Below are 26,943 nucleotides of genomic sequence, written 5' to 3' on the forward strand. Positions count from 1 at the left end.
CCGAACCATCTCCCTTAACACGGATCTTTACGTTGTAATCTACAACCCGCTTTACTGCGACAACTGCCTTCATGAGGCTAACCTTTCATTCAAATAGAAACGCTGTTTTGCGTCATCTGCATGTTAAACGCGGGCACGCCTGGCTTCTGGATCGTAAGGTGACTCTTCAATCACGCGCGCCTTGCGCATTTCTCCCAAAACCGAGATTTCAAGCTCCGTTCCCGGCACACCCAACTCAACAGGCAGCAGCGCCAGCGCGATATCATGTTTGAAAGTGTAGGAATAACTGCCCGATGTAACGCGGCCGACGAGCTTACCGTCATGATACACGCCCTCGCAAGTCAGCGTGCTGGCACCATCGGTTTCAACAGCGAGTGTAACGGAACGTTGTTTTATACCGCGTTCCTTTTCTGCGACCAGGGCCTGCCTACCAATAAAGTCGCCCTTGTCGAGACGGATAAAGCGTTCAAGACCGCTTTCCCAAGCGCTTAGCTCAGGATTCATGTCACGATACATCGCACGATAGGATTTATCGAGGCGCAGCGACTCCAGTGCATGCAGACCGATGAGGCGCAAGCCATGTTCTTTGCCTGCATTGAGCAATGCTTCCAGCAAATGCCGCTGATAGGCGAGTGGATGATAGAGTTCCCAACCAAGTTCGCCTTCGTAATTAACGCGCAGCAGACGCACGTCACTGGCAAGCCCGACCGTTCCCGACTTGATGCCAAACCATGGAAATGCCTCGTTGGACAGATCAATCTCTGTCAGCGACTGCAGAACCTCGCGCGCTTTCGGACCGACGATGGTGAAACAGCCACGATCATTGGTAACATTGCGCAAGCTCACGCTACCGTCCCTGGGCAGAAGCTTTGACAGATCATCGAAATTCCAGCGTTCGGCACGCGGTGTCGAAATCATATAGAAGCTGTCATCGTCCATGCGGGCAACGACATATTCGGCCTGCACTCCACCCGTTTTCGTCAGATGATGCGCGAGATTAACACGCCCCACTTTCGGCAATCGATTGGCAAGAATACCATCAAGCCACGCTTCCGCACCCGGACCACTGACTTCAAACTTGGTCATCGGCGTCATTTCGACAAGGCCGACCGCATTGCGCACGGCTTCGACTTCCTCGCCAACATATTTGCCCTTTTCAGTCCAACGCCAGCTGTACTGATCTTTGGCTTCCACACCCTTTGGTGCAAACCAGTTCGGCATTTCCCAGCCATTGAGGCAGCCCCAAACGGCACCTAACTCCGTCAAACGATCATAAGACGGCGCTGTTTTCTGGGGGCGTGCTGCAGGCATATCCTGACCCGGATAGTGCTGGTCCGCATGAGTGCCCCATGCTTCTCGCACCTTTTCGCGGGTCCAGTTCTTGTTGGCATAATCACCGAAGCGGCGCGGATCGAGTTCGCTCGTGTCGATACTGTTGCACCCTTCGACGATGCGCTCAGAGAGATAATAGCCAATTGCGCCGCCCCACAGAATGCCGCCTGGAACCCCCTCCGCGAGCCAGACATTATCGAGCCCCCACGCAGGACCGACCAGCGGCAACTCGTCGGCTGTCATCTGGAATGGTCCGCGCACATTGGCCTTGATGCCAACCCGACCAAGCGTCGGCACCAGTTCCATCGCCCGTTCCCAATTCCACGAAACCGAGTCAAAATCCTCTTCCAGAAGATCGGCACCGAACCACTCAGGCACACCGTTTTCAGCAAACAACTTCAGATGTTCGGTCTTTTCATAAGGTCCGAACATCAGGCCATCGCCTTCTTCGCGCAAATAACCTTCAAAACCTTCATCGCGCAGGATCGGCATTTCCGGCAAGCCCTGACGCTTGCGTTCAATCACTTCCGGTACGGCATCGGTGATCCAGTACTGGTGGACAATCGGAATTGCGGGAATATCAAGCCCAAGCATCGCGCCGGTCTGACGAGCATAGTTACCGGTGGCCGAAATAATGTGCTCGCAGATGATGTCACCATTATTGGTTTTCACCTTCCACTCGCCGCTCGGCAGACGCTCGAAGCCATTTACCTGCGTGTTGAGGTAAATCTTGGCACCATTGTCGCGTGCACCCTTGGCAAGCGCCATGGTTACGTCAGCCGGTGCTATATGGCCATCATCAGGATGATAGAGCGCGCCAAGCATATCAGGATTGTTTTCAAGCAGAGGCCATAACTCACGCGCACGGGCCGGAGAAACAAGTTCTGCCCGGATGCCCTGCACCTCGGCGACACTCATATAGCTCTTATATTCGTCGAGACGATCACGCGTATTGGCAATGCGAAGCTGCCCGCATTTGTGCCAGCCAACATGTTGTCCAGTCTCTGCTTCCAGCCCTTCATAAATCTCGATAGATTTGTTGATCATGCGCCCGATATTGATGTTGCGCGCGTAAGAAGGGATCAGGCCCGCGGCATGCCATGTCGAACCAGCGGTAAGCTGGGTACGTTCCAACAGAACAACGTCTGACCAACCTCTTTTTGCCAGACCATACAGAATTGAGGCGCCAACGCACCCTCCCCCGATGACCACCGCGCGTGCATGAGTCTGCATTCCAAGTTCCCTTCCATGTCATATTTTGTGGGGACGACCGGCGATCGGACGAAGCAACCGGACGGTCCCATTTGGCATTACATTACAGAGGGTTCTCAACGCTGTGAGCTTGATAAAAAATCCGCTTAGGTATAACTTCAGATTATGCATAGACTCCGCTCGCTGATCCCCTCTGCCAACTATCTTTTCGTGTTTGAGGCGGCCGCTCGCCGCCTGAGCTTTACGGCAGCCGCGGAGGAACTAAACGTCAGCCAGCCCGCGGTGAGCAAGACGATCAAATTGTTGGAGGAAGCGACCGGCCTGAAGCTTTTCAGGCGGGATCGCAGTCGTCTGGAGTTAACGGCTGAAGGGCAAAGGCTTTATCGCGAAACGCAGGAAGCATTCGATCACCTGCACATGGTCATTTCATCCATGCGCAAAAAGCACTCACGCGACATTATTCGCGTGTCGTTTTCATCGTCTTTTGTGCAGCTTTGGCTGTTGCCCCGCCTGAAAGGCTTCAAGGAAAAGCATCCCGATGTCGCCCTTCGCATCGAAGAAAGCAGCCGCGACGATCAGGATATGCTGGAAGAAGACATTGATGTTTCGGCCCGGCTCGGAAACGGCAAATGGCCCGGCATTCATTCATGGCCGTTTGTGACCGAAGAAGTATGGCTGGTTTGCAGCCCGTCCTATCTGGAAGAACATGGGACAATCAAATCCCCGCAGGATCTTCTCAACCATACATTATTGCATTTTGAGGAACGGCATCGGTCCCGGCTTGGCTGGCGCGAATGGCTGGAACGCAGCGGCGTGCCAAACCCGCGCATAGAACAGGACTTTGTCTTCACCGACGCACTTAGTTCGATTGAAGCTGCGGTCTTTGGACAGGGGATCGCACTTGGCTGGAAGCATCTTGTGCGCGACCACATTGCGGCGGGTCGCCTCGTTCCTGCAATCGATATTTACAACCGATCAGGTGACATTATCCATCTCGTCATGCCAGCCCAGCGCCCACCAAAACGGGGTGCTGAGCTGTTTCGCGACTGGTTGCTGGAACAAGGTGCAGATGCCGAATTCGGCATTTAAAGCACATTCCAGAACCGCATCTATTGCGCAAAAACAACGGTTTTATGCCCATTCAGCATAACACGGTTTTCTGCATGCATCTTTACCGCGCGCGCCAGAACCCGGCTCTCGATATCGCGACCTGTCGCCACAAAATCCTCAGCACTCATGGAATGCGTCACGCGCTCGGTTTCCTGTTCGATAATCGGACCTTCATCAAGGTCTGGCGTTACATAATGCGCGGTCGCACCGATCAGTTTCACGCCCCTTTCGAATGCCTGATGATACGGCTTGGCGCCCTTGAAAGATGGCAGGAACGAGTGATGAATATTGATGATTTTACCGAACAAACGGTTTGAAAGGTTGTCTGAAAGCACCTGCATATAGCGGGCGAGCACAACCAGATCAGCCTGAGTTTCGCGCACAAGATCAAGCAACAGCGCCTCTTGCTCAACCTTGTTATCTTTATTCACGACCCAATAATGATATGGAATTTGAGCGCTCTCGGCAGTCTCGCGGCTATCTTCGTGGTTAGACACCACGGCGACAATTTCGGCGTTCAGCCAGCCAACCCGGATCTGATAGAGAAGATGCAACATGGCATGATCGAACTTCGACACCATAAGCATGATCTTTGGTTTTCGATTTGCGTCAGCGACCGTGAATTTCATACCGAACCGTTCGCCAGCCGGTTTTAATGCATGTTCTATGGCTTCACGCGACATGCCGAGCGGAGCACTGAAAGCGATGCGCATGAAAAAGCGATTGGTGAGTTTATCGCGAAACTGATTGCTTTCCACGATGTTGCCGCCAATGGCCGCAAGTTCTGTGGTGATTGCCGCCACGATACCGGGCTTATCGTCACAATCCAGCGTCAGAACAAAAAGTGTTGGATCGATGCTGGCCACGGGCTGCACCTTGACTGGCATGTCATTCATGATTGTTCTTTCTGAAATTTCACTATTCTTTGGTGGATTTGCCGAAAGCGTAGTCACCAACCTTGGGCACGAATTTCGGAGGCATATAACCGTGTGGCTTATCGCCAACTGCAACGCCCGTATTGAGGATGCCCGCCTGATAGTCCGGGACAAAAAGCGAGTATGGATAAGTCGGTTGTATGGCGCTTGCCTCATCCAACTTCATGCGCAGTTCATCGGGGATCGTAAACGCAAGCGCACCGAGATTATCATCCAGCTGGGTAAGCTTGCTTGCGCCGATGATGGCGGCGCCAATACCCGGCTGAGTAACGACCCAGTTAAGTGCGATCTGCGCCATTGATTTGCCCACAGCGTCGGACACTTCAGAAAGTGCTGCCACGATGCGCATGTTGCGCTCCGTGAAGAGTCCCAATCCCTCAGCATTATCGCGATTGAGCCGCCCCTCACCGCCCGCGCGGTATTTGCCAGACAAAAGCCCCATGGCCAACGGGCTCCAGGCAGTGATACCCATTCCGAAGTTTTGCCCAAGTGGCACAAATTCCTGTTCGATGCTGCGTTCGACCAGCGAATATGGCAGCTGCAGGCTGATCGGTTGCGACAGTGCGTGAGCTTCCGCCCATGTTTGTGCCCGCGCCGCGTACCAAGATGGCACATCGGACAGGCCGCAGTAGCGGATTTTACCAGCGCGTATCAGATCATCGAACCCCCGCATCACTTCTTCAACAGGGGTCATGCCGTCCCATGTGTGTACCATATAAAGATCGATGTAATCCGTCTTCAGACGTTTCAGCGACTGCTCGACAGCACGCATCATGTTCTTACGGCCATTGCCGCCCGCACTGGCATTGCCGGGCTGCAGATTGTTCGAATATTTGGTCGCGATCACTACCCGATCACGACTTGCAGTCTCCGCGACGAACTTTCCAACCAGCGTTTCACTGAGACCTGCGCCATAGGAGTCCGCCGTATCGATGAAATTGCCGCCCACCTCCAGATAACGATTGAAGATGGTGCGGGCATTGTCTTCATCTGTGCCCCACGAACCGCCGATCCCTCTGACGCCCCCATTGCCAAACGTCATCGCGCCAAGCGCTAGGCGACTGACACGCAGACCGGATCGGCCAAGGAGGAAATAGTGATCAAGCGACATCGGGAAACTCCTCATTATCAAGCGGATTACATGAAGCCTTGATAAGGGCGACAGGCAACAGTCTGCTGGACATAATTGATCATTGAGATGAAATCGAAAACCGGCCTCCCCGTCACCTTCTGCACGGCATGGGCATAGGGTGGCAGATCGCTGCATTCGAGCAAGATCGAGCGCACTTCCGGATTATCGCGAACCAGCTTTTGGGCAACTTCGCAAACTTCGCGTTCGATAGCGGCTGAATCAAGCGTTCCTTTTTCCTCAAGGATCGCTTCGCGAAACTCAATCTGATCTTCCATTCCTGCCAACACAACAGGGATCGTATTCGGAATACCGCTTGCAGCAAAATGGCGCGGCGTCAGGCGCTCTGCATTGGCAGTGATAACGCCCACCGAGCCGCGCGCCACTGCATGCATAAACGGTATCTGCATCAAACTCGACAAAAAGACCGGAATGTCGACCGCTTCCGCAACCTCTTCCTGAAAATATGCCATGAAGCCACAAGCACCCGTTATGGCTTTCACCCCGCGCCCTTGAAGTTCCAGAGCCGATTCCACGAAAGCCTCGCGTAACGCCGGATCGCGTTTGTTCAACAGACGATCAATGGAAGCGCCCCGCACTTCCTGATAACGCACTGGATATTTATATGTAGTCGCATTGCCGACATTGCCGGGCACGCAAGGGTAGGCGGCATCCAGAATGAGAATGCCGACCTGTTCCCCATACCACGACTGGCTGTTCCGGCTGACCGCGTAAACAGTCATCGTTGCAGTCTCCGATATGAATTGTGGTTGAAGTTGATGTTATTGATTATTCGATGAGCTTCGGCACACCCGTATTGCCCATGGCATCGTCGAGACCATAAGATTTCAGGATTTTAGAAATCGTGCCGTCCTTGTGCATTTCCTCAATATTCGCATCGAGTGCAGCACCAAAATCCGTTGCACTTTTGGCATAAGGCAGACTGGCCTGTGCTGCTTCCTTGGTGGCGCGAATGCGATCATCAGGCTGCGCAATCTCAACCTTGATGTCCTTCAAGGTACCATTCTTGGCTGCATAGGCCCCAGTCGAATATCCGTCGATACCAACATCAATACGGCCGGATGCGAGATCCTGATGCATGTTCACCGAATTCGGATAAAGACGAAGATTGGCACCGAGCAGTTTCTTGGCATCTGTCACCCAGAGATAACCCTGAACAGTGCCTACATTCTTGCCAACCAGTTCCTCGACGGTCTTGATGCCATCCTTGGAATAAAGCCCCATCTGATCCTTATAAAGTGGATAGGATAGGTTCATCACCTTGGCGCGCTCGGCTGTGCGATACCAGTCACCGGTGGTAATATCGGCCTGACCAGACAGAACATACTGAATCGCTGCCGCCGGATCGACTGCAACAGGCTTCAGTGTCAGACATTCGCGTTTGGCAAATTCTGTCGCGATGTCGCCATCGAGCCCGCTCATTTTGCCACTTTCATCCATGAATGAATGCGGCGCATAGGTGGTGACGGCAATCGTCAATGTTCCCGGTGTAATGGTTTTGAACTCATGCTTCGGCTTGCAGTCCTGCGCCAGAGCTGTTGTCGACAGCCCGATTAAAATGGCGACACCGATAATACTTTTGCGAATGATCCCGTTATTCATGTGCAACTCCCCTTTGTTATTGTGAATTATCGCGCGGCATAAGCGGATGACCGCTTCTCCACGTAAGATACGATCCACGCCGCCGGAACGCAGATCGTGGCATAGAGCAGCCCTGCCAGCATCAACGCGGGCATATAGCGGAAGGTGTTAGCCCCGATTTCATAGGCATTGCTGACGAGTTCCGGCAGCGCGATGGTGAAACAGAGTGAGGTGCCCTGAAAAATCAGGATGGCAAAACCCAACAATGCTGGCAGCGCTACCCGCAAGGCCTGTGGCAACAAAACGAAACGTAATTCATCAAGCGTACTGAAACCCATCGCTTCAGCCGCTTCCCGCTGACCGTGATGGATTGATTGCAGACTGGCGCGGATGATTTCGCTCGTATAGGCGCCAGTATTCCAGGCAAGTGCAACGACTGCCGCCGCAAAGGACGTCATTGTCAGCCCCGTCGAGGGCAGACCGAAATACATGAACTGCAGAAGAACCAGAGCCGGTGCACCGCGGCCAATCTCGACCAGAAACAGGCTTACATAGCGTACTGCACGGGACTTGGCACCCACACCGAGCGCCAGAGCAAGTCCAAGCGGAACACCGATCGCGAGGCTTAGAGCCGCTACTTGCAGACTGATTTTAAGCCCGCCAAGAAGCGCAGGCATCCATTCGTAAAATTCATCCAGGGTGGGAAACATCAGCGTGCCACCTTTGCTCTCAAATAGCTGTCCGCAGAACGCGATAACCACGCAACTGGCAGGCTCAGGAAAATGTAGAACAGACCAACCAGCGCAAAAACTTCAATGCCCTTGAAGGTAAGCTGCGATACCTGATTGCCGCGAAATGCCAGATCAGCAACGCCGATGGTCGATGCGACAGCCGTTTCCTTCATGAGCCCGATCAGATAGCTCGCAGCCGAAGGCAGTGCGACCCGAAATGCCTGCGGAGCAACAACGTCGATCAATGCATATCTGGTTCCCAGATTGAGAGCCGTTGCCGCCTCCCACTGACCATGATGGAGTGACGCCAGCGCACCACGGTAAATCTCAGCCATATTGGCTGATGCAATCAGGCCGAGACCGATCAATGCCGCGACAAACGGATTGATGGGCATGATACCCATACCGATGCCGAAGAAGATGATGAAAAGCCAAAGAATAGGTGGCAGTGCACGCACGATTTGAATGAGGAAAGCCGCGATCCAGCGCATGGGTGCGAAACGGGCACTGCGTGCAGCCAGTAATGGCACGCCGAGAATACAGCCAATGCCAAACGAACCCAGCGTCAAAGCAAGTGTCCATGGCAAGCCACTCAGAATGAGAAGAACATTGTCTGCTGTCATCGGTCATGCACCGCACGAAGAAACCGCTTCGTACGCTCCTCTTGCGGATTGCGCATGATTTCCTTCGACGCGCCTTTTTCGATAATCTTGCCATCAGCCATGATCATGACAGTGTCCGAAACATTTTCGGCAAAGCCCATTTCATGCGTGACAACCAGCATGGTCATGCCGCTTTCAGCCAATTCACGCATTACGGTCAAAACTTCGAGGCCCAATTCAGGATCAAGTGCGGAAGTCGGCTCATCGAACAGCATCACTTGCGGATCAAGCGCCAACGAGCGCGCAATCGCGATACGCTGTTGCTGGCCGCCAGAACAACGCCCCGGATATTGCGTTGCTTTATCGGCAAGACCTACGCGCTCCAGGAGTTGAAGCGCCCTTTGCTCAGCCTCAGCACGGCTGCGTCCCAAAACGCGCTCCTGCGGCAAGCTGACATTGCGTAGAACGCTCATATGCGGAAATAAATTAAAGGACTGAAATACCATGCCAACCGTGTTGCGCAGTTCTTTCAGCTCGGCCTTGCGCGGCTGTTGGGTGGCATCAAGTTTCAGCTTGCCCACCGTAATCAGACCGCCATCGGGCTGCTCCAGATAATTGATACAACGCAGCAGCGTACTTTTGCCTGAACCACTGGGTCCGATGATTGCAAGAACCTCGCCCTGCGCGACATCCAGATCGATATTTTCGAGAACGCGATGTGCGCCGAAATGCTTGCTAAGCCCTTCCAGGCGGATGAGTTTTGGTGCGAGCGCGGTTGCATTCGCCTTGTCAGACACCAGTGTCGGCCGCATTGCGTTCAACAAGAAAACTCCCCATTTTGATCGTTTATCACGATTGTTCCATCATTCCGCGACGTGCAGATTTCAATTTCCTGCAGCGGGTGCTGAAGTATTTATCGTTCTAACGGCTGTTTATATTTTTTGCCGTCAGCGTTCCCTTGGTTCATCACGATAGTTCCGACCCAACAGATTACAAATGCAAAAAATATCTCCGCAGTCATAACCTGAAGTAATACAGCCCAACATCAGGCTATAGCGCCTTGCCAAGCCGCAATCCGTCATAGATGGCAGCATGTGTGTTGCGCGCAGAAACCGCGTCACCAATCCGGTAGAGCTCAAAGACACTTTCCTCGTTTCCAACCAGTTTTTGGGGCCTTCCATCTATAAGCGCATCATAGTCGACGGCACCCATATTTCGGGAAAGAGGTTTAAGCTCAAAATACAGATCATCCATCGGTCGTGTGCCATCATTGACGATGATCTGGTCAAACTCGCGCTCAATACCGACACCACCGTAATCACTGCCAATCTGCGCCATCAGCCGGTTATTCTCGCGGTGAATTGCGTGCAGACGATAGCCCACCGTGAAAGTCACATCCTTCTTTTGCAGGCTGCGCATATAGGGCACGAGATTCATGCCCATCACCTCCGGCGCAAAGGTGCGATCAGCAGTCATGATCTCTACTTTCCCACCGGACGTCGCGACGAACTCTGCCGCTTGTAATCCGGCATGATCACCAGCTTCATCGAAAACCAGCACATTTGCGCCCGGTCGCACATCACCTGAGATTATGTCCCAGGTTGAAACGGCTAACTCGTTACCTTCGCGCAGGATTTGCACATCAGGCATGCCACCTGTGGCGATAACTGCCACATCGGGCGCCTCGCCAAGCACGACATCGGCTTCCGCCCATGTATTGAAGTGGAACTCGACGCCAAGTTTTTCGCATTGTGCCATGCGCCAGTCGATAATGCCCATCATTTCACGGCGACGCGGGCTTTGGGCTGTTAAACGTACCTGTCCGCCGGGATGGTTTGCAGCCTCAAATACCGTAACCCTGTGACCACGCTCCGCACTCACGCGAGCCACTTCCAAACCCGCTGGCCCAGCACCAACAACGACGATATGTCGGCTTTGATCTGCTTTCTGCACCACATGCGGCATGGTCAGTTCACGTCCCGTCGAGGGATTATGAATGCAATAGGCTGAACCACCCTGATAGATACGATCAAGACAGTAATTAGCGCCTACACAGGGGCGAATTTCCTCTTCCCGCTTTTCGATGATCTTGCGCACGATATGCGGATCGGTCATATGCGCCCGCGTCATCCCCACCATATCGAGCTTGCCGGATGCAATTGCGTGACGCGCTGTTGCTACATCCTGAATCTTCGCCGCATGAAAGGTTGCCATGCCTGTGCTCGCGCGAATTTCGCCAGCAAAATCAAGATGCGGTGCACTGGGCATACCCTGAATAGGAATAACATCCGTCAATCCGGCATCGGTTTCGATATGCCCGCGAATGACGTTGAGAAAATCGACGAGACCGCTCTCCTTCAACTTGCGCGAGATCTCAAGACCATCGGATTTCGTCAGTCCACCTTCCAGCACTTCATCGGCAACATAGCGAATACCGATCAGAAAATCGGGGCCGACACGTTCGCGCATGGCACCCAATACCTGCAACGAAAAGCGCATACGATTGTCGAGCGAGTCGCCATAATCGCCTTCCAGTTCATTGGTCCGTGGCGACCAGAACTGATCCAGCAAATGGCCATAGGCTTCGAGTTCCAATCCATCCAGACCTGCCGCCTTCATCCGTTCTGCGGCATCGGCATAATTGCCGATAATGCGCTCAATGTCCCATTCCTCTGCCTTCTTGGGATAGGCACGATGCGCTGGCTCGTGCTTACCCGTAGAGGAGAGCGAAGGCAGCCAATCCCCTTTATCCCAACGCGTGCGACGACCAAGATGGGTGAGCTGGATCATGACCGCTGCGCCATGCTCATGACACTCGTCAGCAAGATCGCGCAGCCACGGCACAACCTCATCCTTATAAGCAAGCACGTTGTTAAACGCCGGTGGGCTATCCCTTGAAACGGCTGCAGAACCCGCTGTCATCGTTAAAGCAATGCCAGCTTTGGCGCGCTCCACATGATAGGCGCGATAACGCTCCTTCGGCATACCATCTTCGGCATAGGCCGGTTCATGAGAGGTAAGCATGATGCGATTGCGAAGCGTCAGATGCTTGATCTGAAGCGGCTGCAGCAGCGGATCGACTGACATATCGAGAGTTCCCAATTTATGATTTTTTATGAGCTAAGTATAAATGTACATCAGTGTCAATTTAATAATCATAGATGTACATTGCTCTTGCCAAATCAATGCGGTCTGGTAAAAATTCAACAATGGAACAAGCCACAACAAGTGATACGGGCTGGCGCGGTTCGCCGGATTTATGGCTTCAGGCAGCCTATGACGCGCTGATTGAAAAGGGCGTGGATGCCGTTCGTATTCTACCGCTTGCAAAGGCTCTCGATATTTCACGCACCAGTTTTTACTGGTTCTTCAAAGACCGTGAAGAGTTGCTGGACACCCTCATCACAAGCTGGCGTGACAAGAACACGGGTGCCCTTTTGCGGCAGACGCACGCCTATGCAGAAACCATTGAAGAAGCTGTTTTGAATGTCTTCGACTGCTGGTTAAATCGCGATCTATTTGATCCAGCCTTCGAATTCGCCATTCGAAGCTGGGCCCTTCAATCCGTACAGGTCGAAGAGGAAGTGCGCGCAGCCGATGTCTCGCGGCTGGAAGGTCTGGCCCGCATGTTTGAGCGTTTCGGATTTGATAAAGCTATCGCAGATGTCCGCGCTCGCACGATCTATCTCGTGCAGATCGGCTATATTTCCATGCGGACACAGGAAGAAACAGAGGTGCGTCTCGCCCGCATTCCACATTATGTGGAAGCCTTCACCGGCAAAGCACCACAGCAACGAGAACTCGACAGATTTTTATCGAAGCATACAGCGAATAAATACCGATAATGCTGGGCTATCAGATAACGGTTACCAGTTCTTCGCTGCTGTCGCCATTGCCTGCAAAATGATGACCGCGGATGCTGCGCCCGGATCCATGTGACCAAGCGAACGTTCACGAAGGCGCGCGGCACGCCCCTTGGTTGCAATCATAGAGCGGGTCGTGTTGGCGCCAGCCGTGGCAGCTGAAACAACCTTGTCCCAGAATTCAGCAGAACTTCTATTTTCAGCCACTGCCGCTTGAGCAGCTTCAGCGGCAGGCAGCCATGCATCAAGCATCGTCTTGTCACCACGTTGGCCGTGACCACGCTCGCGGATGCCCACCCCGATAGCGTCAAGAATGGCCGCAGAAGTGGCAAGGTCGAGATCATCGCACCCTGCTGTTGCCTGCGCTGCACGACGAAAACCCGTGGCATAAAGCGGACCCGTCGACGCACCAACCGCATTGATGAAAGCGGTTGCTGCCGTATTGAGAACCGCCGAAATATCGGCTTCATCGAGATTAAGTTTCGATAATTCGCTCCGCACTGTCTGAAAGCCCAGTGCCATTGTCGTTCCATGGTCGCCGTCGCCGATTGCGCCATCAAGTTCGGACAGCCGATCACGATCAGCTTCCACGGCCGCAGAAACAGCATCAAACATATGGGCAAGACGACGAGCCGCAGTTTCCGACATGGATTTTCTCCTCAAACCTTACAACTGCAACGCGCGTCGCTCATCATAAGGCGTATGCTAATTTACTTTCAGGCAGAGTGAAACGATGAAACTCAAACAGAGCCTTCAGCTGATTTTGAGGCTCGCCGTTTCACAGGGATGCAGTAAGAGATCCGTGAGCTCCTGATCAAGGTGCATGACAGATATCGATGCCCCAACCATATCCAGAGACGTGCAGTAATGCCCGATCCAGTTGGCTTCGATATGGATATTCTTCGCTTCCAGTCGCTGTGCCACACGCCGATAGAGAACGTAGAGTTCCATCAGCGGCGTCGCTCCAAACGAATTGACCAGTACCGCCACGCGATCACCAGAGACCGCCTTCATTTCATTGAAAATTCTGTCCATGATGCCGTCAACGATTTCATCGGCCTGACGAATGCGGTCACGTGAGACGCCCGGCTCGCCGTGAATACCGACACCGATTTCCATGTCTTCGGGACCAATCTCGAAATTATGCCGACCAGTTTGCGGCAGGGAACCCGGCTCCAGCGCCACACCTATGGTGTAAGTTCGCGCATTGGCCTTGCGTGTAACGATCTCACAGGCATCGAGCGGCAGTCCCTTATCGCAAGCGGCACCCGCCACTTTGAAGACGAAGAAATTGCCTGCCACACCACGCCGCCCATCCTTGTCATCGATCGGCGAGGAGGCGATATCATCGGTGGTCAAAACGGTTTTGATCCTGACGCCCTTTTCTTCGGCCATCTCGGCAGCCATCTCGAAGTTCATGACGTCGCCAGCATAATTGCCGTAAACGAAGAGCACGCCCTCTCCCTTGGAGGCTGCAAGCGCGCATTGAACAATCGGATCTGGTGGAGGAGATGAGAAGACGTTGCCCACAGCAACCGCGTCTGCCAGTCCCTTGCCGACATAGCCAAGGAAACACGGCTCATGCCCAGCCCCTCCGCCAATCACCAGGCCGACCTTGCCGGGACGCGGGCCATCCCGCGCGACCAGCGCACGATTTGAGCCACTGATCGGCTGCAGAAATTTGCCGTGGGCGCGGACGACACCGTCGAGCATTTCCTCAACCACCTCGTTGGGGTTGTTGAGAAGTTTCTTCACTCGCACGCGGAAGGCCGCTGGCACCTGATTGGCCTTCGGGCGTTGCGAAAGGCGCGCATCAAGGTCGATAACGCCATCAGCACGCAAAATGCCAAGCCCGGTCGCAGCATCGGTCACAAGCACATTGATGAAACCACCACGGAGCGCTGCAAGGAGCGCTGGTACTTTGTCGAAGCCACCTGCAACCGCAATACGCGTATGGATATGGCGCAGTTTGTCGAGCGAGATGCCTATGGTGCGCTCATCAAGTGGCCCTGCAACCGGCTTCCCACGCTCATCAATAAAGCGACCAGCCACGACACCGACCGCACCAGCTGCAAGATATTGCTGCAAGGAGACAGACTCAAAAAAGCCGCTCGTGTGAATGGTGGAATTGGAGCGAAGCGACGAGACACCAAACAGAATACGATTGGCATTCTCAAGTGTCGCGAATTGTTCCTGCAGCAAGGGCTCGTCGAGCAGAACATCACGCGTCTGCTGGGAACGAACCATCGCGGGCGCCATGATGTTGACGCAGCGTGCCGATACGGCTTCTGCAAGCACGGTTGCACAACGTTCCGGTGTATAAGGAAATGATGCAGTCGTTCCGCCCGTCGCTTGCACAACCGTCATATCCTGCAAAGCACCGATGTCGGTCTGCTCACCGACCGAAAGCACAGTACGCCCCCAGGCGACCGCAAGTGTATCACCTGATTTCAGGATTTTGTTAAGCGCATGGGCGCCAGCTCCACCCAGCCGATCAATCAGCGGCCGGGCATTGTCGTCGTGGGGAATGATAAGGCAGTCATTGAGGCCAAAATGGCGCTTCAGCTCCTGAGCAATAGACAGCGATTCAAGCCGCCCACCCTCAATGGAAATATTGACGATACCCTTTTCACGCGCTTCAGCCAGATAGCTGTTTACGGTTGCACGCGAGATGCCCATGACATCGGCAATCTCGCCTTGTGTCAGACCGTCTTCATAATAAAGCCAGCAAGCCCACACATAGGGGTCATCACCATAACGCATGGGAATCACAAACGAATTTTCGCTGGTATTGGCCTTGGGCTTGCCGACCTTGCGCGATGTGTTGGGTTTGAGCGTCATGCGATTTTTCTGTTGCCTCTGTTCCACTCGCAAACATGAAAGCAGTCGAACCCAATTGCAACATGATGAAACGAATTTGACGTCTGAACGTGTTGACCCACACAGTTTTCAGTCGCCAAATTCCAACCTAAAGCAAAGAGCTTACTGCAAACGGCTCTTTGCCTGTGTCGAAAGGTCCGTCAGAATCAGCGCACAGGACGTTGCACCTGCGTCAAGTACGCCCAGCGAGCGCTCGCCAAGACGACTTGCCCGGCCAATCTTAGCGACGAGATTGAGTGTAGAGTCGCGGCCTGCTTCAGCGGCAGCCGACAAAGCATCTAGGCTTTCAGAAAAGGACTGGCCTTTGCCATTTGCTTCATCAAAAGCATTGATCGCCGGGATCAGCGTGTCGAGGAGCGTCTTGTCGCCGAGCTTTGCGGAGCCGATCGACTGGATACCTTCAAGGCCCGCATGAAGCATCGCGCTGAACGTGGCCGCGTCGATATTCTCAACACCTTCCAGCTTCTCTGCAAACTCGTTGAACATCACGCCATAAAGCGGCCCCATCGAGCCACCGATTTCGGTCAGCAGAACCGTTCCGAGCGTATCAAGACCTTCAGCAAGCGATATATCTTTGCCTCTCAGGCGTTCAGCAGCAAGGCCGAAGCCCTTGGCCATATTCACACCATGGTCGCCATCGCCGATCTTGCCGTCGATTTCGCTCAAGTAGGCTTTATTTTCGATAATCTGGTCTGCAAGCGAAAGAACAATCTCACCCGATCCCGCATTCTTGAAAGTTTGCATGATACGTCTCTTTCTTACTTACAAAACTGTCGTGCAGCGGGCTTCAACATCCAGCAACGTCTTGAGTTCATCATCAAGCGCCATGATCGTCAGCGTCGCGCCAACCATTTCAAGTGAGGTAAAATAGTTGCCGACATAGGTGCGGTAAATCGTAAGGCCGCGAGCAGTAATTTCCTGCTCAATGGTATCATTGAGAATGTATAATTCGTTGAGCGGCGTTGCACCGAGACCAGACACCAGAACGGCCACCTCAGTGCCTTCTGGAAGGTTATGATCGTCAAGAACAATCTTGGTCATATCCTTGGCAACTTCATCGGCACGCTTCAGCGGCTCGACGCGGACGCCCGGCTCGCCATGATGGCCGATACCGACTTCCATCGTACCCGGCTCGATCTGAAAGTTCGGATGGCCGACAGCTGGCAGCGTGCACGGACCAAGGCCAACGCCGATAGAACGGCAATTGTCGATGGCCTTCTGTGCCGTTGCCTGTACTTCCTGAAGGCTTGCACCCGAAGCAGCTTTTGCACCGCCAACCTTCCACATGAAGATTTCGCCAGCAACGCCGCGACGCTTTTCGCGCTCGCTAGCAGGAGCAGAGCAGACATCGTCATTGGCAACGACGGTCAAAACTTCAATTCCGGCCTTGGCAGCAAGTTTGATCGCCATTCTGACGTTCATGTTGTCGCCGGCATAATTGCCATAGAGACAAACGACACCCTTGCCGCCGTTTGCTTCACGCGCTGCATCGTAAAAGCTCTTTGCGGTCGGCGAAGAGAAAAGCTCGCCAACGGCAACAGCATCCAGCAGGTTCTTACCGGTATAGCCAATGAAGGCCGGCTCGTGGCCCGAGCCTCCGCCGGTGATAACGCCAACTTTCCCATCGACAGGTGCGTCTTTCGCTACAACCACGCGGGAATTTTCCGTCGACAGCCGCACCAGATCTTTGTGAGCTTTGACAAAGCCCTTGACGGTGTCTTCGACCACTTCATCCGGGTTATTGATAAATCTTTGCATTTTGCACCTATCGAAGGCGAGAAATGAGTTCCCGCGGTATATATTGTAAAGTCAGGCCTAAGGCTCCAACCAATCGTCAGATTGTCCGCTTCTTTAAAGAATTGTGTTACCACCATTAATCAAAAGGGCGCACCATTCATCATGTTCGCGCCGCTTGATGTCAGAAAAACTGCTGTAAAAGGTGACATATTCTTCGATAGCGTCTGCACGTCATCCTCCCTGACCACGCAGGGCAAAAATCACCAATTGCCTCGCATATGTCAATATAGGAATTTGACATTTGTTGATTAACATACGTCATTTGTCAAAAAGAAATTTATAAGACAACAGTGCACACTCGACAGAGCAGCGGAATTCCCCCGCCGCCATCGCGGACAAGTCTCTGGAATTAAGGGCTAATTCTATGAATTTTCGCGTGGATTCGGGCTCGTCTCAGAACCGGAAAACTGACAAGCAACCGATCTGAATGATGCTTCCGATGAAGGGGAAAGCGCCGATCGAATTCAATCAGATCGCAACAGACTCTATAGACTCGTATCGAGTTTGGGAGTCATCACCTCAAACATGGGCAACGAAGCCGCCCCGAGCGCTGCCGTAAACTGACCTGTCTGCCCACGAAGCACGCGGGGAAGCGTGCGTGCGCTTCTGTTTGCAACTGATATCGGCAGCTCATCCATATGCGAAATCAGCGCGTCGATGACAGGATTTGGCAGCATTCCTCCGAGAACAACCGTCTCAGGATCGAGTATGTTTTCGACAATTGCAATCATTTGCGCGAGATGTTTTGCAGCATCGGCTACCCAATCCAAAATCACCGGATTTTTGTCGCGCAACAGCTCCTCCAGCTTATCGATGCTGACATCGAAAAGCCCCGCATTGGCTAATTTTTCTTTGAGAACATGCACAGATGAATAGGTTTCCAAACAGCCATGCTGACCACAAGAGCAGAGCCGTCCTCCTGGAACAATTGAGATATGTCCGATTTCACCCGCATTGCCGAATGCGCCTCGGAATGGTGAACCATCCTGAATCATACCAAGTCCGATGCCGGCACCAAAATAGATCATCGCAAAGTTTGAAATCGCACGCCCCGCACCGAACAAGCGTTCACCAACGGCTGCGGCATTCGCATCATTTTCAACGATAACAGGCTCACCAAATGCAGCACTGAGAACAGCGGCTGCATCAATACCAGCCCAACCCGGTAGCGTCGTCGGACCAACAGAAGTCATGCCCTCAATGCCAAACGGACCGGGCATCACAACCCCCACCCCAAGGAGACGCGCATCAAACTCAGACTTGATCTTGTCGATCTCGATACGAAGCTGGGCGCAAAGCGCCTCTGGCCGCGTGTCGCTTACCAGATGCACCTGCTGCCTGCGCGGAGTGCCAGAAAGATCGAGAACCGTCGTCACGATATGGGTCGAACCCATTTCGATTCCAATCGTCATCGCACCAGAAGGATTAACAGCAAATTGGATCGGCGGCTGACCCCGACCAGTCTTCAATCTTCCAAGCTGCATCAGAAGATTTTCAGCAACCAGCTCGTCGACGATATTGGCGATGGCCTGCGCCGTCAGATGGGTCAAACGAGCAATATGCATACGACCCACGGGACCGTGACGACGAACGACATCCAACACAACACGTCGGTTATGATCCCGGATTCGTTCAGGATTTTTACCCAAAGTGATCGGTTGCGTGTCTGGATGCGCCATGGTTGGTGAGTTCGCCGCCTTCGATTTCATGCCCTCTCCCAGATGCCTCAAATTAGATAGCGCACGTGACTTTTAACAGCAATATATTAATTCAACTAAATTATCTTATTGACAAATGGGTCACAAAATTGAAGCCTAATACAGGGGCAAACAATTGCCCTGTCGGCATTGGAACGGCGCTGAGCCGAACGTGCTGATGGTGAGGATGCTGCACGAAAAGTGCAGCAATGGTGGAACCGGCAGGTCATTGACCTGCACATACCTTGCTCGGGCACCAGAGGGGCTGAGCAACGGGGAGGTCTAATGCAAATGGGTAAATTGCTACTTGCGGGTCTTGTGGCCGGTCTGAGCTCTATCGCAGTCAACGCTGCACAAGCCGTTGAAATCGAATATTGGCAGTATGTCTTTGAATCGCGCGTCAAGACGATGGACAAACTGATCGAGAATTTCGAAAAAGCCAATCCTGACATCAAGGTAAAACAGGTTACGTTCCCTTATGACGACTATCAGACCCGCGTTATTGCGGCGAAGATGGCGGGCAAAAGCCCGGACGTCATGCAGCTGTTCTATGGCTGGCTCGATAAATTTGCTGCCGGTGGTATTTTGCAGCCACTGCCGCAGGACGCATTTCCGCACGACAAGATCGAAAGTGAATTCTTCCCGATCGTCAGTGCAATGAAGCGCGGCGATGAATATTATGGCTTGCCGACGGCCGTGCGCTCGCTGGCACTGTTCTACAACAAGAAGCTTTTCGAAGAAGCTGGTCTTGATCCTAAGAACCCGCCGAAAGACCTCAACGAACTGCTCGCTTATGCCCAGAAAGCCACCAAGCGCGATGCTTCCGGCAATCTGTTGAGCGAAGGCATTACACTCGACATGCCGGGTCAGGATCTGCATTGGTGGCGCGAAGTGCTGGTTCGCCAGTTCGGCGGCAAACCATACAGCGATGACTATCGCAAGGTTGCCTATAACGACGCTGCCGGTGAAAAGGCATTGCAGTTCTACACCGATTTGCAGACCAAATATAAGGTCGGCGAAGTGAAGTTCATGGATGAAGGCCATGCAGCATTCCGCTCCGGCAAAGCGGCAATGACTGTAGATGGAACGTTCCGTCTGGCAGCTTTCAAAACCATCAAGGACTTTGAATGGGGCGTGACAGAGCTGCCAGCCAATGCTGAAGGCGTGCGTTCAAACTATGCAAGCTATTTCGCCAACGGCATCAGCGCATCGGCAAAGGGCGAAAAGCTCGAGGCAGCCTCGAAGTTCCTCAACTACATCACTTCACCTGAAGCAATGGAAATCTGGCTGAAGGGTGTGGGCGAACTACCTGCACGTCGCTCGGCGGCTTTGACGGAAACCAACCTGGCTGATCCGGTTTATGGGCCATTCCTGAAAGGTCTGGAATATGCCCATACAACCATGTTCACCGATGAGCTAAAGCAGCGCCAGATCATCGTTGACATGTCTAACCGCGTGATCCTGCAGAACCAGCCAGTCAAGGAATCCCTTGATGAAGCTGCCAAGGCTGAACAGGCCATTCTGGACACTGCGAAGTAAAACTGCGTTCGGTTGGGCGGTTCTCGCAGACCGCCCACTTCCGATTTTCAGCAGCTTTCGTGCTGCTTTGAACAATACGGCTCTGTTTTGGGAGCTTGCCGCTTCCGACCGTGGCTGCCTTGCAACGCACCGGCTGGCCGAAGGATTTTTATTATGACAATGACGGCTGAACCCGATCATACAGCGCGCAGACCTTTCGGTTCGCGACTGACAGATCGCCTGTCGATGAAAACCAGAAGATTGATTTGGGTGTGGAGCTTTCTGGCCCTGCCTATCCTTTTCTATAGCGTCATCCGCTTTTATCCGACGATTGAAGCATTCTGGTTGTCTTTCACCAACTGGGATCTGATGAGCCCGCCGGAATTTATCGGCATAGCCAACTATCAAAAGCTTTTTGCCGATCCTGAATTCTGGAAAGTGTTCAAAAACACTTTCATCTATCTGTTGGTCGGCACGCCCATCAGTCTGGTTCTGGCTTTTGTCATCGCTTACTATCTGGACCGCGTCAGGCTCATGCACGGCTTCATTCGGGCCTTGTACTTCCTGCCTTATCTGACAACCGCAGCAGCAATGGCGTGGGTATGGCGCTGGTTTTATCAGCCGGCACCAATCGGCTTCATCAATAATATTCTAAGTTCGCTGGGCCTGCCACAACAGGGCTTTCTGCGCTCGGTTGACCAGGGGCTGTATGCCATCATGGCAACGTCGATTTGGGCGGGACTTGGCTTTCAGATCATCATCTTCATGGCAGGTTTGCGCGCAATTCCCGGCACATTTTATGAGGCCGCGCGCATCGATGGCCTCGGCGAATGGGCAATCCTGCGCAAAATCACCATCCCGTTGCTAAAGCCAACGACTGTGTTTCTGGTAGTGTTTTCCTCGATCGGTTTCCTGCGCATCTTCGATCAGGTTTACAATATGACCACCAATGATCCGGGCGGTCCGCTGGGGTCGACAAAGCCACTGGTACTGATGATCTATCAAACAGCGTTTTCGTCCTATGCAATGGGCTATGCGGCTGCGCAGACGATCATTCTCTTCATCATTTTGCTTTGCGTATCCCTGTTACAGCTCTGGATTCTGAGGGAAAAGAAATGACCGCACAAACCAAATCCCTCCCTTTCCAGAATCTGAAGCCCGGTCGCGTCATTACATGGACTTTGCTGTTCATCGGCGGCCTGATCATGATCACGCCACTTGCTTTCATGTTTTCCACCTCGTTGAAAACTGCAGGTCAGGTTTATGATCTCAGGCTTATTCCTGCAGAGCCAACGTTCCAGAACTATGCCACCATTCTTGCTGATGGACGCTTTCTGCGTTGGTTCTTGAATTCGATGATCGTGGCTGTCGTCGTGACTTTGTCGAACGTGTTTTTTGACAGTCTGGTCGGCTATACGCTGGCTAAATTCCAGTTCCGTGGCCGTTATTTCATCTTCCTCGCGATCCTTTCAACCCTGATGATCCCGACTGAAATGCTGGTTATTCCATGGTATCTGATGTCGAGCAAACTCGGCTGGCTGGATAGCTATTGGGGCATCATGTTCCCAGGCATGATGACTGCCTTCGGCACCTTCCTGATGAAACAGTTCTTTGAAGGTGTGCCAAATGACTTCCTCGAAGCCGCACGTGTAGATGGACTTAACGAGTTCCAGATCTGGTGGAAAATTGCCATGCCATTGGTCACTCCGGCCCTATCAGCGCTGGCGATCTTTACCTTCCTTGGCAACTGGACCGCTTTCTTCTGGCCGCTGATCGTTTCAACCAGCCCAGAGCTTTATACGCTGCCGGTTGGTCTATCGAGCTTTGCAGTTGAGCAGTCGATCCAGTGGGAAATGATCATGACCGGCGCAGCCATCGCCACATTGCCTACGCTTCTCGTTTTCATGCTGCTTCAGCGCTACATCGTACGCGGTGTTATGCTTGCTGGTCTTAAAGGTTGAACCATGTCTGATCTCGACCCAAAATTGTCCGACAACAGCGTGTTTCCAAATCCGGTTTATAAAGAAACCGTGCTGCGTCCGCTGTTTGACGGTGCCAAGACGCATCATGTGGATGGGTTTCGGCGCATCGACCGCGCCCATCTGGTGATGCTGGTTGAAACCGGCATTCTTGATCGCGATCAGGCGGCACAGATTGCCGTCGCTCTGGAAGCCATTGATCAGGAAATCAATCCGGCTGAGCTGACCTATACCGGTGAGGTTGAAGACTTCTTCTTCCTCATCGAAAAGGAACTTAAAGCCCGTATTGGTGCCGATGTTGCGGGTCGCCTGCATACTGCGCGTTCACGCAATGATATTGATCACACGCTGTTCAAGCTCGGTTTGAAAAAGCACATTGATACGCTGCTGGCAAAGTCACGGCACCTGCTTGATGTGCTGGTTGCAGCTGTTGAACGCGAGCAGGCTACATTGATCGTTGCCTATACCCATGGGCAACCGGCACAGCCGACGACATTCGGGCATTATCTTGCTGCGGCTACGGAAGTGCTGATCCGGGATATCGAGCGCCTTGAAGCAGCCCGCGAAATTGTTGACCAATCCCCGATGGGGGCAGCAGCCATCACCACCTCCGGCTTTCCGATCGACCGCAAACGCGTCTCGGAGCTGTTGGGCTTTGCTGCCCCCTTAAACAATTCCTATAGCTGTATCGCAGCCGTGGATTACGTCACCTCGACCTATTCCGCGCTGGAACTGATGTTCATTCATCTGGGACGGCTCATTCAGGACTTCCAGTTCTGGACGAGTTTTGAAGTTGGCCAGATTTATGTGCCGAATGCCTTTGTGCAGATTTCTTCAATCATGCCGCAAAAGCGCAATCCGGTGCCAATTGAGCATATGCGCCATCTCTCGAGCCAGACAATGGGGCGTGCCCGTACGGTACTCGATGTGATGCATAACACGCCTTTCACCGACATGAACGACAGTGAAGGTGAAACACAGCAGATGGGTTATGAGGCTTTTGCCTCCGCCAGTCGTGTGCTTGATCTGTTGGCGGCTTTCATTGAAGCGATCCGCATCGATCCGGCTAGGGTTGCGGAAAATATCCGCCGCTCCTGTATCACAATTACAGAACTTGCGGATTCACTGGTGCGTATTGAAGGCCTGTCTTTCCGTCAGGCGCATGAGATTGCAGCGACTGTCGCGCGCGCTGTGGTGGCAAAGAGTGGCGGACTTGAGAAAGACGGCTTTGCACCTTTCCTTGCAGCATTCCATGCAGCAACGGGACGCGAACCGTCTTTTGATCAGACAAAGTTTGAGGAACTGGTTTCGCCGCAGCATTTTGTTGCCGTGCGCGACCGTTTGGGCGGCCCGGCACCAAAGCCAATGGGCGAGGCTTTGACGCGATACCATGCTGCTGCAGAGGCATTCAATGCACGTGCAGCAGAGCACGAAGCTTATGAAGCCAAAGCCAATCAAGAACTTAATGAAAAATTCAGCGCACTTGCGGAGACACGTTAATGGCAACCATTGAACTCGAAAAACTTGTCAAACGTTACGGCAAAGTCGAAGCAGTTCGCGCAATCGATTTGCAGATCGAAGACGGAGAATTTGTTGTTTTCGTTGGCCCTTCCGGCTGCGGCAAGTCGACAACCCTGCGTATGATTGCGGGTCTGGAAGATATTTCAGGCGGGCAGCTGAAAATCGGCGGTGAAGTTGTCAACGAACGCGATCCGAAACAGCGCAATATTGCGATGGTGTTCCAGAATTATGCAATTTATCCGCATATGAGCGTGCGCCAGAATATCGGTTTTGGTCTTTATACATCAAAGCTTTCCAAGACGGAAAAGGCCAAGCGAATTGAAGATGTTGGCGCATCATTGGGCCTGACACCCTATCTGGATCGACGCCCTGCGGCATTGTCCGGTGGGCAGCGTCAGCGTGTTGCGATTGGCCGCGCGATGGTCCGCAACCCTTCAGCGTTTTTGTTCGATGAGCCATTGTCCAATCTTGACGCGCAATTGCGTGCGCAAATGCGCATTGAGATCAAGCGCCTGCACCAAAGCCTCAAGACAACGACAGTTTATGTAACGCACGATCAGGTCGAAGCCATGACCATGGCAGACCGTATTGTGGTGATGCGTGATGGCAATATTCTGCAAACCGGCACACCAACAGAGCTTTATGAACACCCAGTGGATGTGTTTACCGCACGCTTTATCGGCAGCCCGTCGATGAACCTGCTCAAAGGTCGCCGCAAGGGCGATACGGTCGAGTTTGGTGCCGATGGCGATATGCTGATCGGCATTCGCCCGCATGAGCTGACTGTCGGTGAAACCGGCACGCACGGCGGGATATCGCTGCAAGGCGTTGTAACGGCTGTCGAACCACTCGGAGCGGAAACTCTGGTCCATCTTGATGTTGAAGGCGCTGCAGTCATTGCGACAGCACCGGGTAAAACCGTTCCAAAATCGGGCACTACACTGAGCGTATTTGCGCCTGCTGGTAGCCTTTATCTGTTCGATGCCAAGACAGAAAAGAGCCTCGGTCGCCTATAATGTCAAAACAATTCAAAACTCCTGCTGTCCTGAGCATAGGACGGATTTACTGCGACTTGATTTTCACTGGCCTTGATGCGTTACCGCAACCGGGCAGAGAAGTTTTCGCAGGCGACATGAAGATCGTAGCCGGTGGCGGCGCTTTTATTTCCGCCGCCCACTTTGCTCATGTTGGTCGCTCGGTGGCATTGGTCGCAAGGCTTGGCACAGACAGTCTCTCAAAAGGCATATCCACAGACCTAGCCATCGATGGCCTTGATCTTCGCTTTCTGGAAACCTCAATTGAGGCTGGGCCGCAAGTGACTGTGGCCAGTGTTATCGGCAACGACCGAGCATTTCTTTCCCGTCGTGCGGGTTCCGCGAGGCCATCCACTCTGGATGACGCATTGATGTGGAACAATGCGAAACACCTGCACATCGCAGAATATGCGACACTGCATGAAATACCGGATCTGGTCGCCAAAGCCAAAGCCGCTGGCCTGACCGTATCACTGGATCCAAGCTGGGATGAAACTCTCATCTACAGCCAGGACTTTCTGAAAAGCTGCGAGGGCGTGGATATCTTCCTGCCAAATAGTGAAGAAGCGGAAGCCATCACCGGGGATCGAGACCCTCGCAGGGCAATTGATGTTCTATCCAAACACTTCCCTGTCGTTGCTTTGAAGGCTGGCGAAGATGGGGCATGGCTGAGTGCCAGTGCAACGGAGATGCATATTCCTGCTGACAAGGTAGATGTTATCGATACGACCGGTGCGGGTGATGCTTTCAATGCTGGCTTCATCGACTCGTGGATTGACGGGCGCAGCCCGGCCGACTGTCTCGCCGCAGGCGTCAAGAGCGGCAGTCTGGCCGTACAGGCCGCAGGCGGAGCTTCCATCCTGCAGGGTTAGACCGTCAGCACATTACACAACTATTCAAGCAAGGGGGCCTTCATGGTCACGACATCGTTTATGCGCAAAGAGACAATCGAGGCCTCTGCCGTTGTTTCGCGTTTGCTGACTGAAGAATCCGCAACAATCGCGGAAATCAAACGTCTCTATGAAGAGCGTAGGCCACGTGTAATCACCACGGCTGCCCGCGGATCATCCGATCATGCTGCTTTATTCTTCAAGTATCTGTTTGAGATTAGTGTCGGCTTACCGGTGGCTTCTATCGGTCCTTCGATAACATCCGTTTATAATAGCCGCCTGCAACTTCAGGACGGATTGCATTTTACGGTTTCGCAGTCTGGAGCGAGTCCTGACATTGTTGCATTGCAGAAGGCCGCCAAAGCAGGCGGTGCTATTACTGTGGCCATCGTCAATGTAACTGACAGCCCCTTGGCAGAGCAGGCAGATATTGTGTTGGGATTACATGCAGGTAGAGAACAGAGTGTAGCTGCAACAAAATCCTGCATCGCTGGAGCAACTGCGCTCGCGGCCATCACTGCCGCGATCAGCGACAGCGATGCGTTGCAGCAGGCCCTTTCAAAACTGCCACAGGCGTTATCCGCGACCGTTTCTGCGCCACTTGATGATGAACTGATTACACAGCTCGCCTCGATAGACGGCATGTATATTGTTGGACGGGGTCCGGGTTTTGCTGTTGGGTTGGAAGCGGCGCTTAAGGCCAAGGAGACCTGCGGGATCCACGCGGAGGCTTTCTCATTGGCTGAAGTGATGCACGGTCCTATACGCTTAGTTCATAGCGGCTTTCCCGTCCTGGCATTTCTGAATGAAGACGAAGCATTTTCTTCCAGCAAGCAGGCTGTCGAGCGCCTGATCGGTCTTGGGGCTGATGTCTTCACAATTGGCGCTAAAAGTAGCGCTCAGCATAAAGCGATAGGGATTACAGCAACGGGACATGGTTTGATTGATCCGCTCGTAGGTCTTGCGGCTTATTACAGCTTGATCGAACGTGTTGCGCTCGCCCGCGGTCTTGATCCGGATAAGCCTATGAACTTGAGCAAAGTGACCGAGACCGTTTAGCTTTATCATGCTTTCACATTGCTCCCGGAGTTTTCCTTACGGGGTTTTAAAA

General features: G+C 53.1%; 23 protein-coding genes. 9 read left to right on the top strand and 14 right to left on the bottom strand.

Translation table 11 applies throughout. The features are described from left to right. Window positions 1-123 precede the first annotated feature (123 nt). A complete protein-coding gene (locus CEV33_RS04540) occupies window positions 124-2,565 on the bottom strand; it encodes a GcvT family protein (RefSeq protein ID WP_094539261.1) in 2,442 nt (813 codons plus the stop codon). Window positions 2,566-2,709: 144 nt separating this feature from the next. Between CEV33_RS04540 and CEV33_RS04545 the strand changes: the two genes are divergently transcribed. Beyond that, the gene (locus CEV33_RS04545; protein ID WP_094539262.1) at window positions 2,710-3,633 is read left to right on the top strand and encodes a LysR substrate-binding domain-containing protein; all 924 of its coding nucleotides are present in this window, start codon (window positions 2,710-2,712) and stop codon (window positions 3,631-3,633) included. 20 nt (window positions 3,634-3,653) lie between these two features. On the opposite strand, the gene purU is transcribed toward CEV33_RS04545, so the two are convergent. From purU to CEV33_RS04585, 8 genes are all read right to left on the bottom strand, one after another. Beyond that, window positions 3,654-4,550 (bottom strand): formyltetrahydrofolate deformylase, encoded by an 897-nt coding sequence (gene purU, locus CEV33_RS04550; RefSeq protein WP_094539263.1) that lies wholly within the window; start codon window positions 4,548-4,550, stop codon window positions 3,654-3,656. 22 nt (window positions 4,551-4,572) lie between these two features. Continuing rightward, window positions 4,573-5,700 (bottom strand): aldo/keto reductase, encoded by a 1,128-nt coding sequence (locus CEV33_RS04555; protein ID WP_094539264.1) that lies wholly within the window; start codon window positions 5,698-5,700, stop codon window positions 4,573-4,575. Between the two features lie 26 nt (window positions 5,701-5,726). Then, window positions 5,727-6,461, bottom strand: a complete 735-nt coding sequence (locus CEV33_RS04560; protein WP_094539265.1) for an aspartate/glutamate racemase family protein — start codon at window positions 6,459-6,461, stop codon at window positions 5,727-5,729. A gap of 46 nt (window positions 6,462-6,507) precedes the next feature. Beyond that, complete coding sequence (locus CEV33_RS04565; protein ID WP_094539266.1) at window positions 6,508-7,341, bottom strand: substrate-binding periplasmic protein; 834 nt, start codon at window positions 7,339-7,341, stop codon at window positions 6,508-6,510. Window positions 7,342-7,367: 26 nt separating this feature from the next. After that, window positions 7,368-8,030 (bottom strand): amino acid ABC transporter permease, encoded by a 663-nt coding sequence (locus CEV33_RS04570; RefSeq protein WP_094539268.1) that lies wholly within the window; start codon window positions 8,028-8,030, stop codon window positions 7,368-7,370. After that, on the bottom strand, window positions 8,030-8,674 hold the full coding sequence (locus CEV33_RS04575) for an amino acid ABC transporter permease (protein WP_094539270.1): 645 nt from the start codon (window positions 8,672-8,674) through the stop codon (window positions 8,030-8,032). Before CEV33_RS04575 ends, CEV33_RS04570 begins: the two co-directional genes overlap by 1 nt. Further along, a complete protein-coding gene (locus CEV33_RS04580) occupies window positions 8,671-9,465 on the bottom strand; it encodes an amino acid ABC transporter ATP-binding protein (protein ID WP_094539272.1) in 795 nt (264 codons plus the stop codon). The genes CEV33_RS04575 and CEV33_RS04580 overlap by 4 nt, the downstream gene beginning before the upstream one ends. 238 nt (window positions 9,466-9,703) lie before the next feature. Beyond that, window positions 9,704-11,740 (bottom strand): NADH:flavin oxidoreductase, encoded by a 2,037-nt coding sequence (locus tag CEV33_RS04585; RefSeq protein WP_094539274.1) that lies wholly within the window; start codon window positions 11,738-11,740, stop codon window positions 9,704-9,706. Window positions 11,741-11,862: 122 nt separating this feature from the next. Between CEV33_RS04585 and CEV33_RS04590 the strand changes: the two genes are divergently transcribed. Beyond that, window positions 11,863-12,498, top strand: a complete 636-nt coding sequence (locus CEV33_RS04590) for a TetR/AcrR family transcriptional regulator (protein WP_094539276.1) — start codon at window positions 11,863-11,865, stop codon at window positions 12,496-12,498. A 21-nt stretch (window positions 12,499-12,519) separates the two neighbouring features. Here CEV33_RS04590 and dhaL (CEV33_RS04595) read toward each other — a convergent pair whose 3' ends face one another. From dhaL (CEV33_RS04595) to CEV33_RS04615, 5 genes are all read right to left on the bottom strand, one after another. Then, a complete protein-coding gene (dhaL, locus tag CEV33_RS04595; RefSeq protein WP_094539277.1) occupies window positions 12,520-13,164 on the bottom strand; it encodes a dihydroxyacetone kinase subunit DhaL in 645 nt (214 codons plus the stop codon). A gap of 105 nt (window positions 13,165-13,269) precedes the next feature. Then, the gene (locus tag CEV33_RS04600; RefSeq protein ID WP_094539279.1) at window positions 13,270-15,357 is read right to left on the bottom strand and encodes a bifunctional sugar-binding transcriptional regulator/dihydroxyacetone kinase subunit DhaK; all 2,088 of its coding nucleotides are present in this window, start codon (window positions 15,355-15,357) and stop codon (window positions 13,270-13,272) included. 141 nt (window positions 15,358-15,498) lie between these two features. After that, window positions 15,499-16,140, bottom strand: coding sequence for a dihydroxyacetone kinase subunit DhaL (gene dhaL, locus CEV33_RS04605; RefSeq protein ID WP_094539281.1), 642 nt, complete (start codon window positions 16,138-16,140; stop codon window positions 15,499-15,501). 18 nt (window positions 16,141-16,158) lie between these two features. Then, window positions 16,159-17,154, bottom strand: coding sequence for a dihydroxyacetone kinase subunit DhaK (locus CEV33_RS04610; protein ID WP_094539283.1), 996 nt, complete (start codon window positions 17,152-17,154; stop codon window positions 16,159-16,161). A 524-nt stretch (window positions 17,155-17,678) separates the two neighbouring features. Continuing rightward, a complete protein-coding gene (locus CEV33_RS04615) occupies window positions 17,679-18,902 on the bottom strand; it encodes an ROK family protein (RefSeq protein ID WP_094539285.1) in 1,224 nt (407 codons plus the stop codon). Window positions 18,903-19,181: 279 nt separating this feature from the next. Here CEV33_RS04615 and CEV33_RS04620 point away from each other — a divergent pair, with 279 nt between their 5' ends. The 7 genes from CEV33_RS04620 (at window position 19,182) to CEV33_RS04650 (ending at window position 26,891) form a co-directional block, all read left to right on the top strand. Next, a complete protein-coding gene (locus tag CEV33_RS04620; RefSeq protein WP_094539287.1) occupies window positions 19,182-20,429 on the top strand; it encodes an extracellular solute-binding protein in 1,248 nt (415 codons plus the stop codon). 153 nt (window positions 20,430-20,582) lie between these two features. After that, window positions 20,583-21,527: a carbohydrate ABC transporter permease gene (locus tag CEV33_RS04625; protein ID WP_374819003.1), complete on the top strand. Its 945-nt coding sequence runs from the start codon at window positions 20,583-20,585 to the stop codon at window positions 21,525-21,527. After that, complete coding sequence (locus CEV33_RS04630; protein ID WP_094539289.1) at window positions 21,524-22,369, top strand: carbohydrate ABC transporter permease; 846 nt, start codon at window positions 21,524-21,526, stop codon at window positions 22,367-22,369. Before CEV33_RS04625 ends, CEV33_RS04630 begins: the two co-directional genes overlap by 4 nt. Window positions 22,370-22,372: 3 nt before the next feature. Next, the gene (argH, locus tag CEV33_RS04635; RefSeq protein ID WP_094539291.1) at window positions 22,373-23,887 is read left to right on the top strand and encodes an argininosuccinate lyase; all 1,515 of its coding nucleotides are present in this window, start codon (window positions 22,373-22,375) and stop codon (window positions 23,885-23,887) included. Next, window positions 23,887-24,924 carry an ABC transporter ATP-binding protein gene (locus tag CEV33_RS04640; RefSeq protein WP_094539292.1) on the top strand — a complete coding sequence of 346 codons (1,038 nt, stop codon included), beginning with the start codon at window positions 23,887-23,889 and terminating at the stop codon, window positions 24,922-24,924. The genes argH and CEV33_RS04640 overlap by 1 nt, the downstream gene beginning before the upstream one ends. Next, window positions 24,924-25,814, top strand: coding sequence for a carbohydrate kinase family protein (locus CEV33_RS04645; protein WP_094539294.1), 891 nt, complete (start codon window positions 24,924-24,926; stop codon window positions 25,812-25,814). The genes CEV33_RS04640 and CEV33_RS04645 overlap by 1 nt, the downstream gene beginning before the upstream one ends. Before the next feature lie 42 nt (window positions 25,815-25,856). Further along, window positions 25,857-26,891 (top strand): SIS domain-containing protein, encoded by a 1,035-nt coding sequence (locus CEV33_RS04650; RefSeq protein ID WP_094539296.1) that lies wholly within the window; start codon window positions 25,857-25,859, stop codon window positions 26,889-26,891. Window positions 26,892-26,943: the final 52 nt, after the last annotated feature.

Source organism: Brucella grignonensis (assembly GCF_002252505.1).
Classification (GTDB): Bacteria; Pseudomonadota; Alphaproteobacteria; order Rhizobiales; family Rhizobiaceae; genus Brucella; species Brucella grignonensis.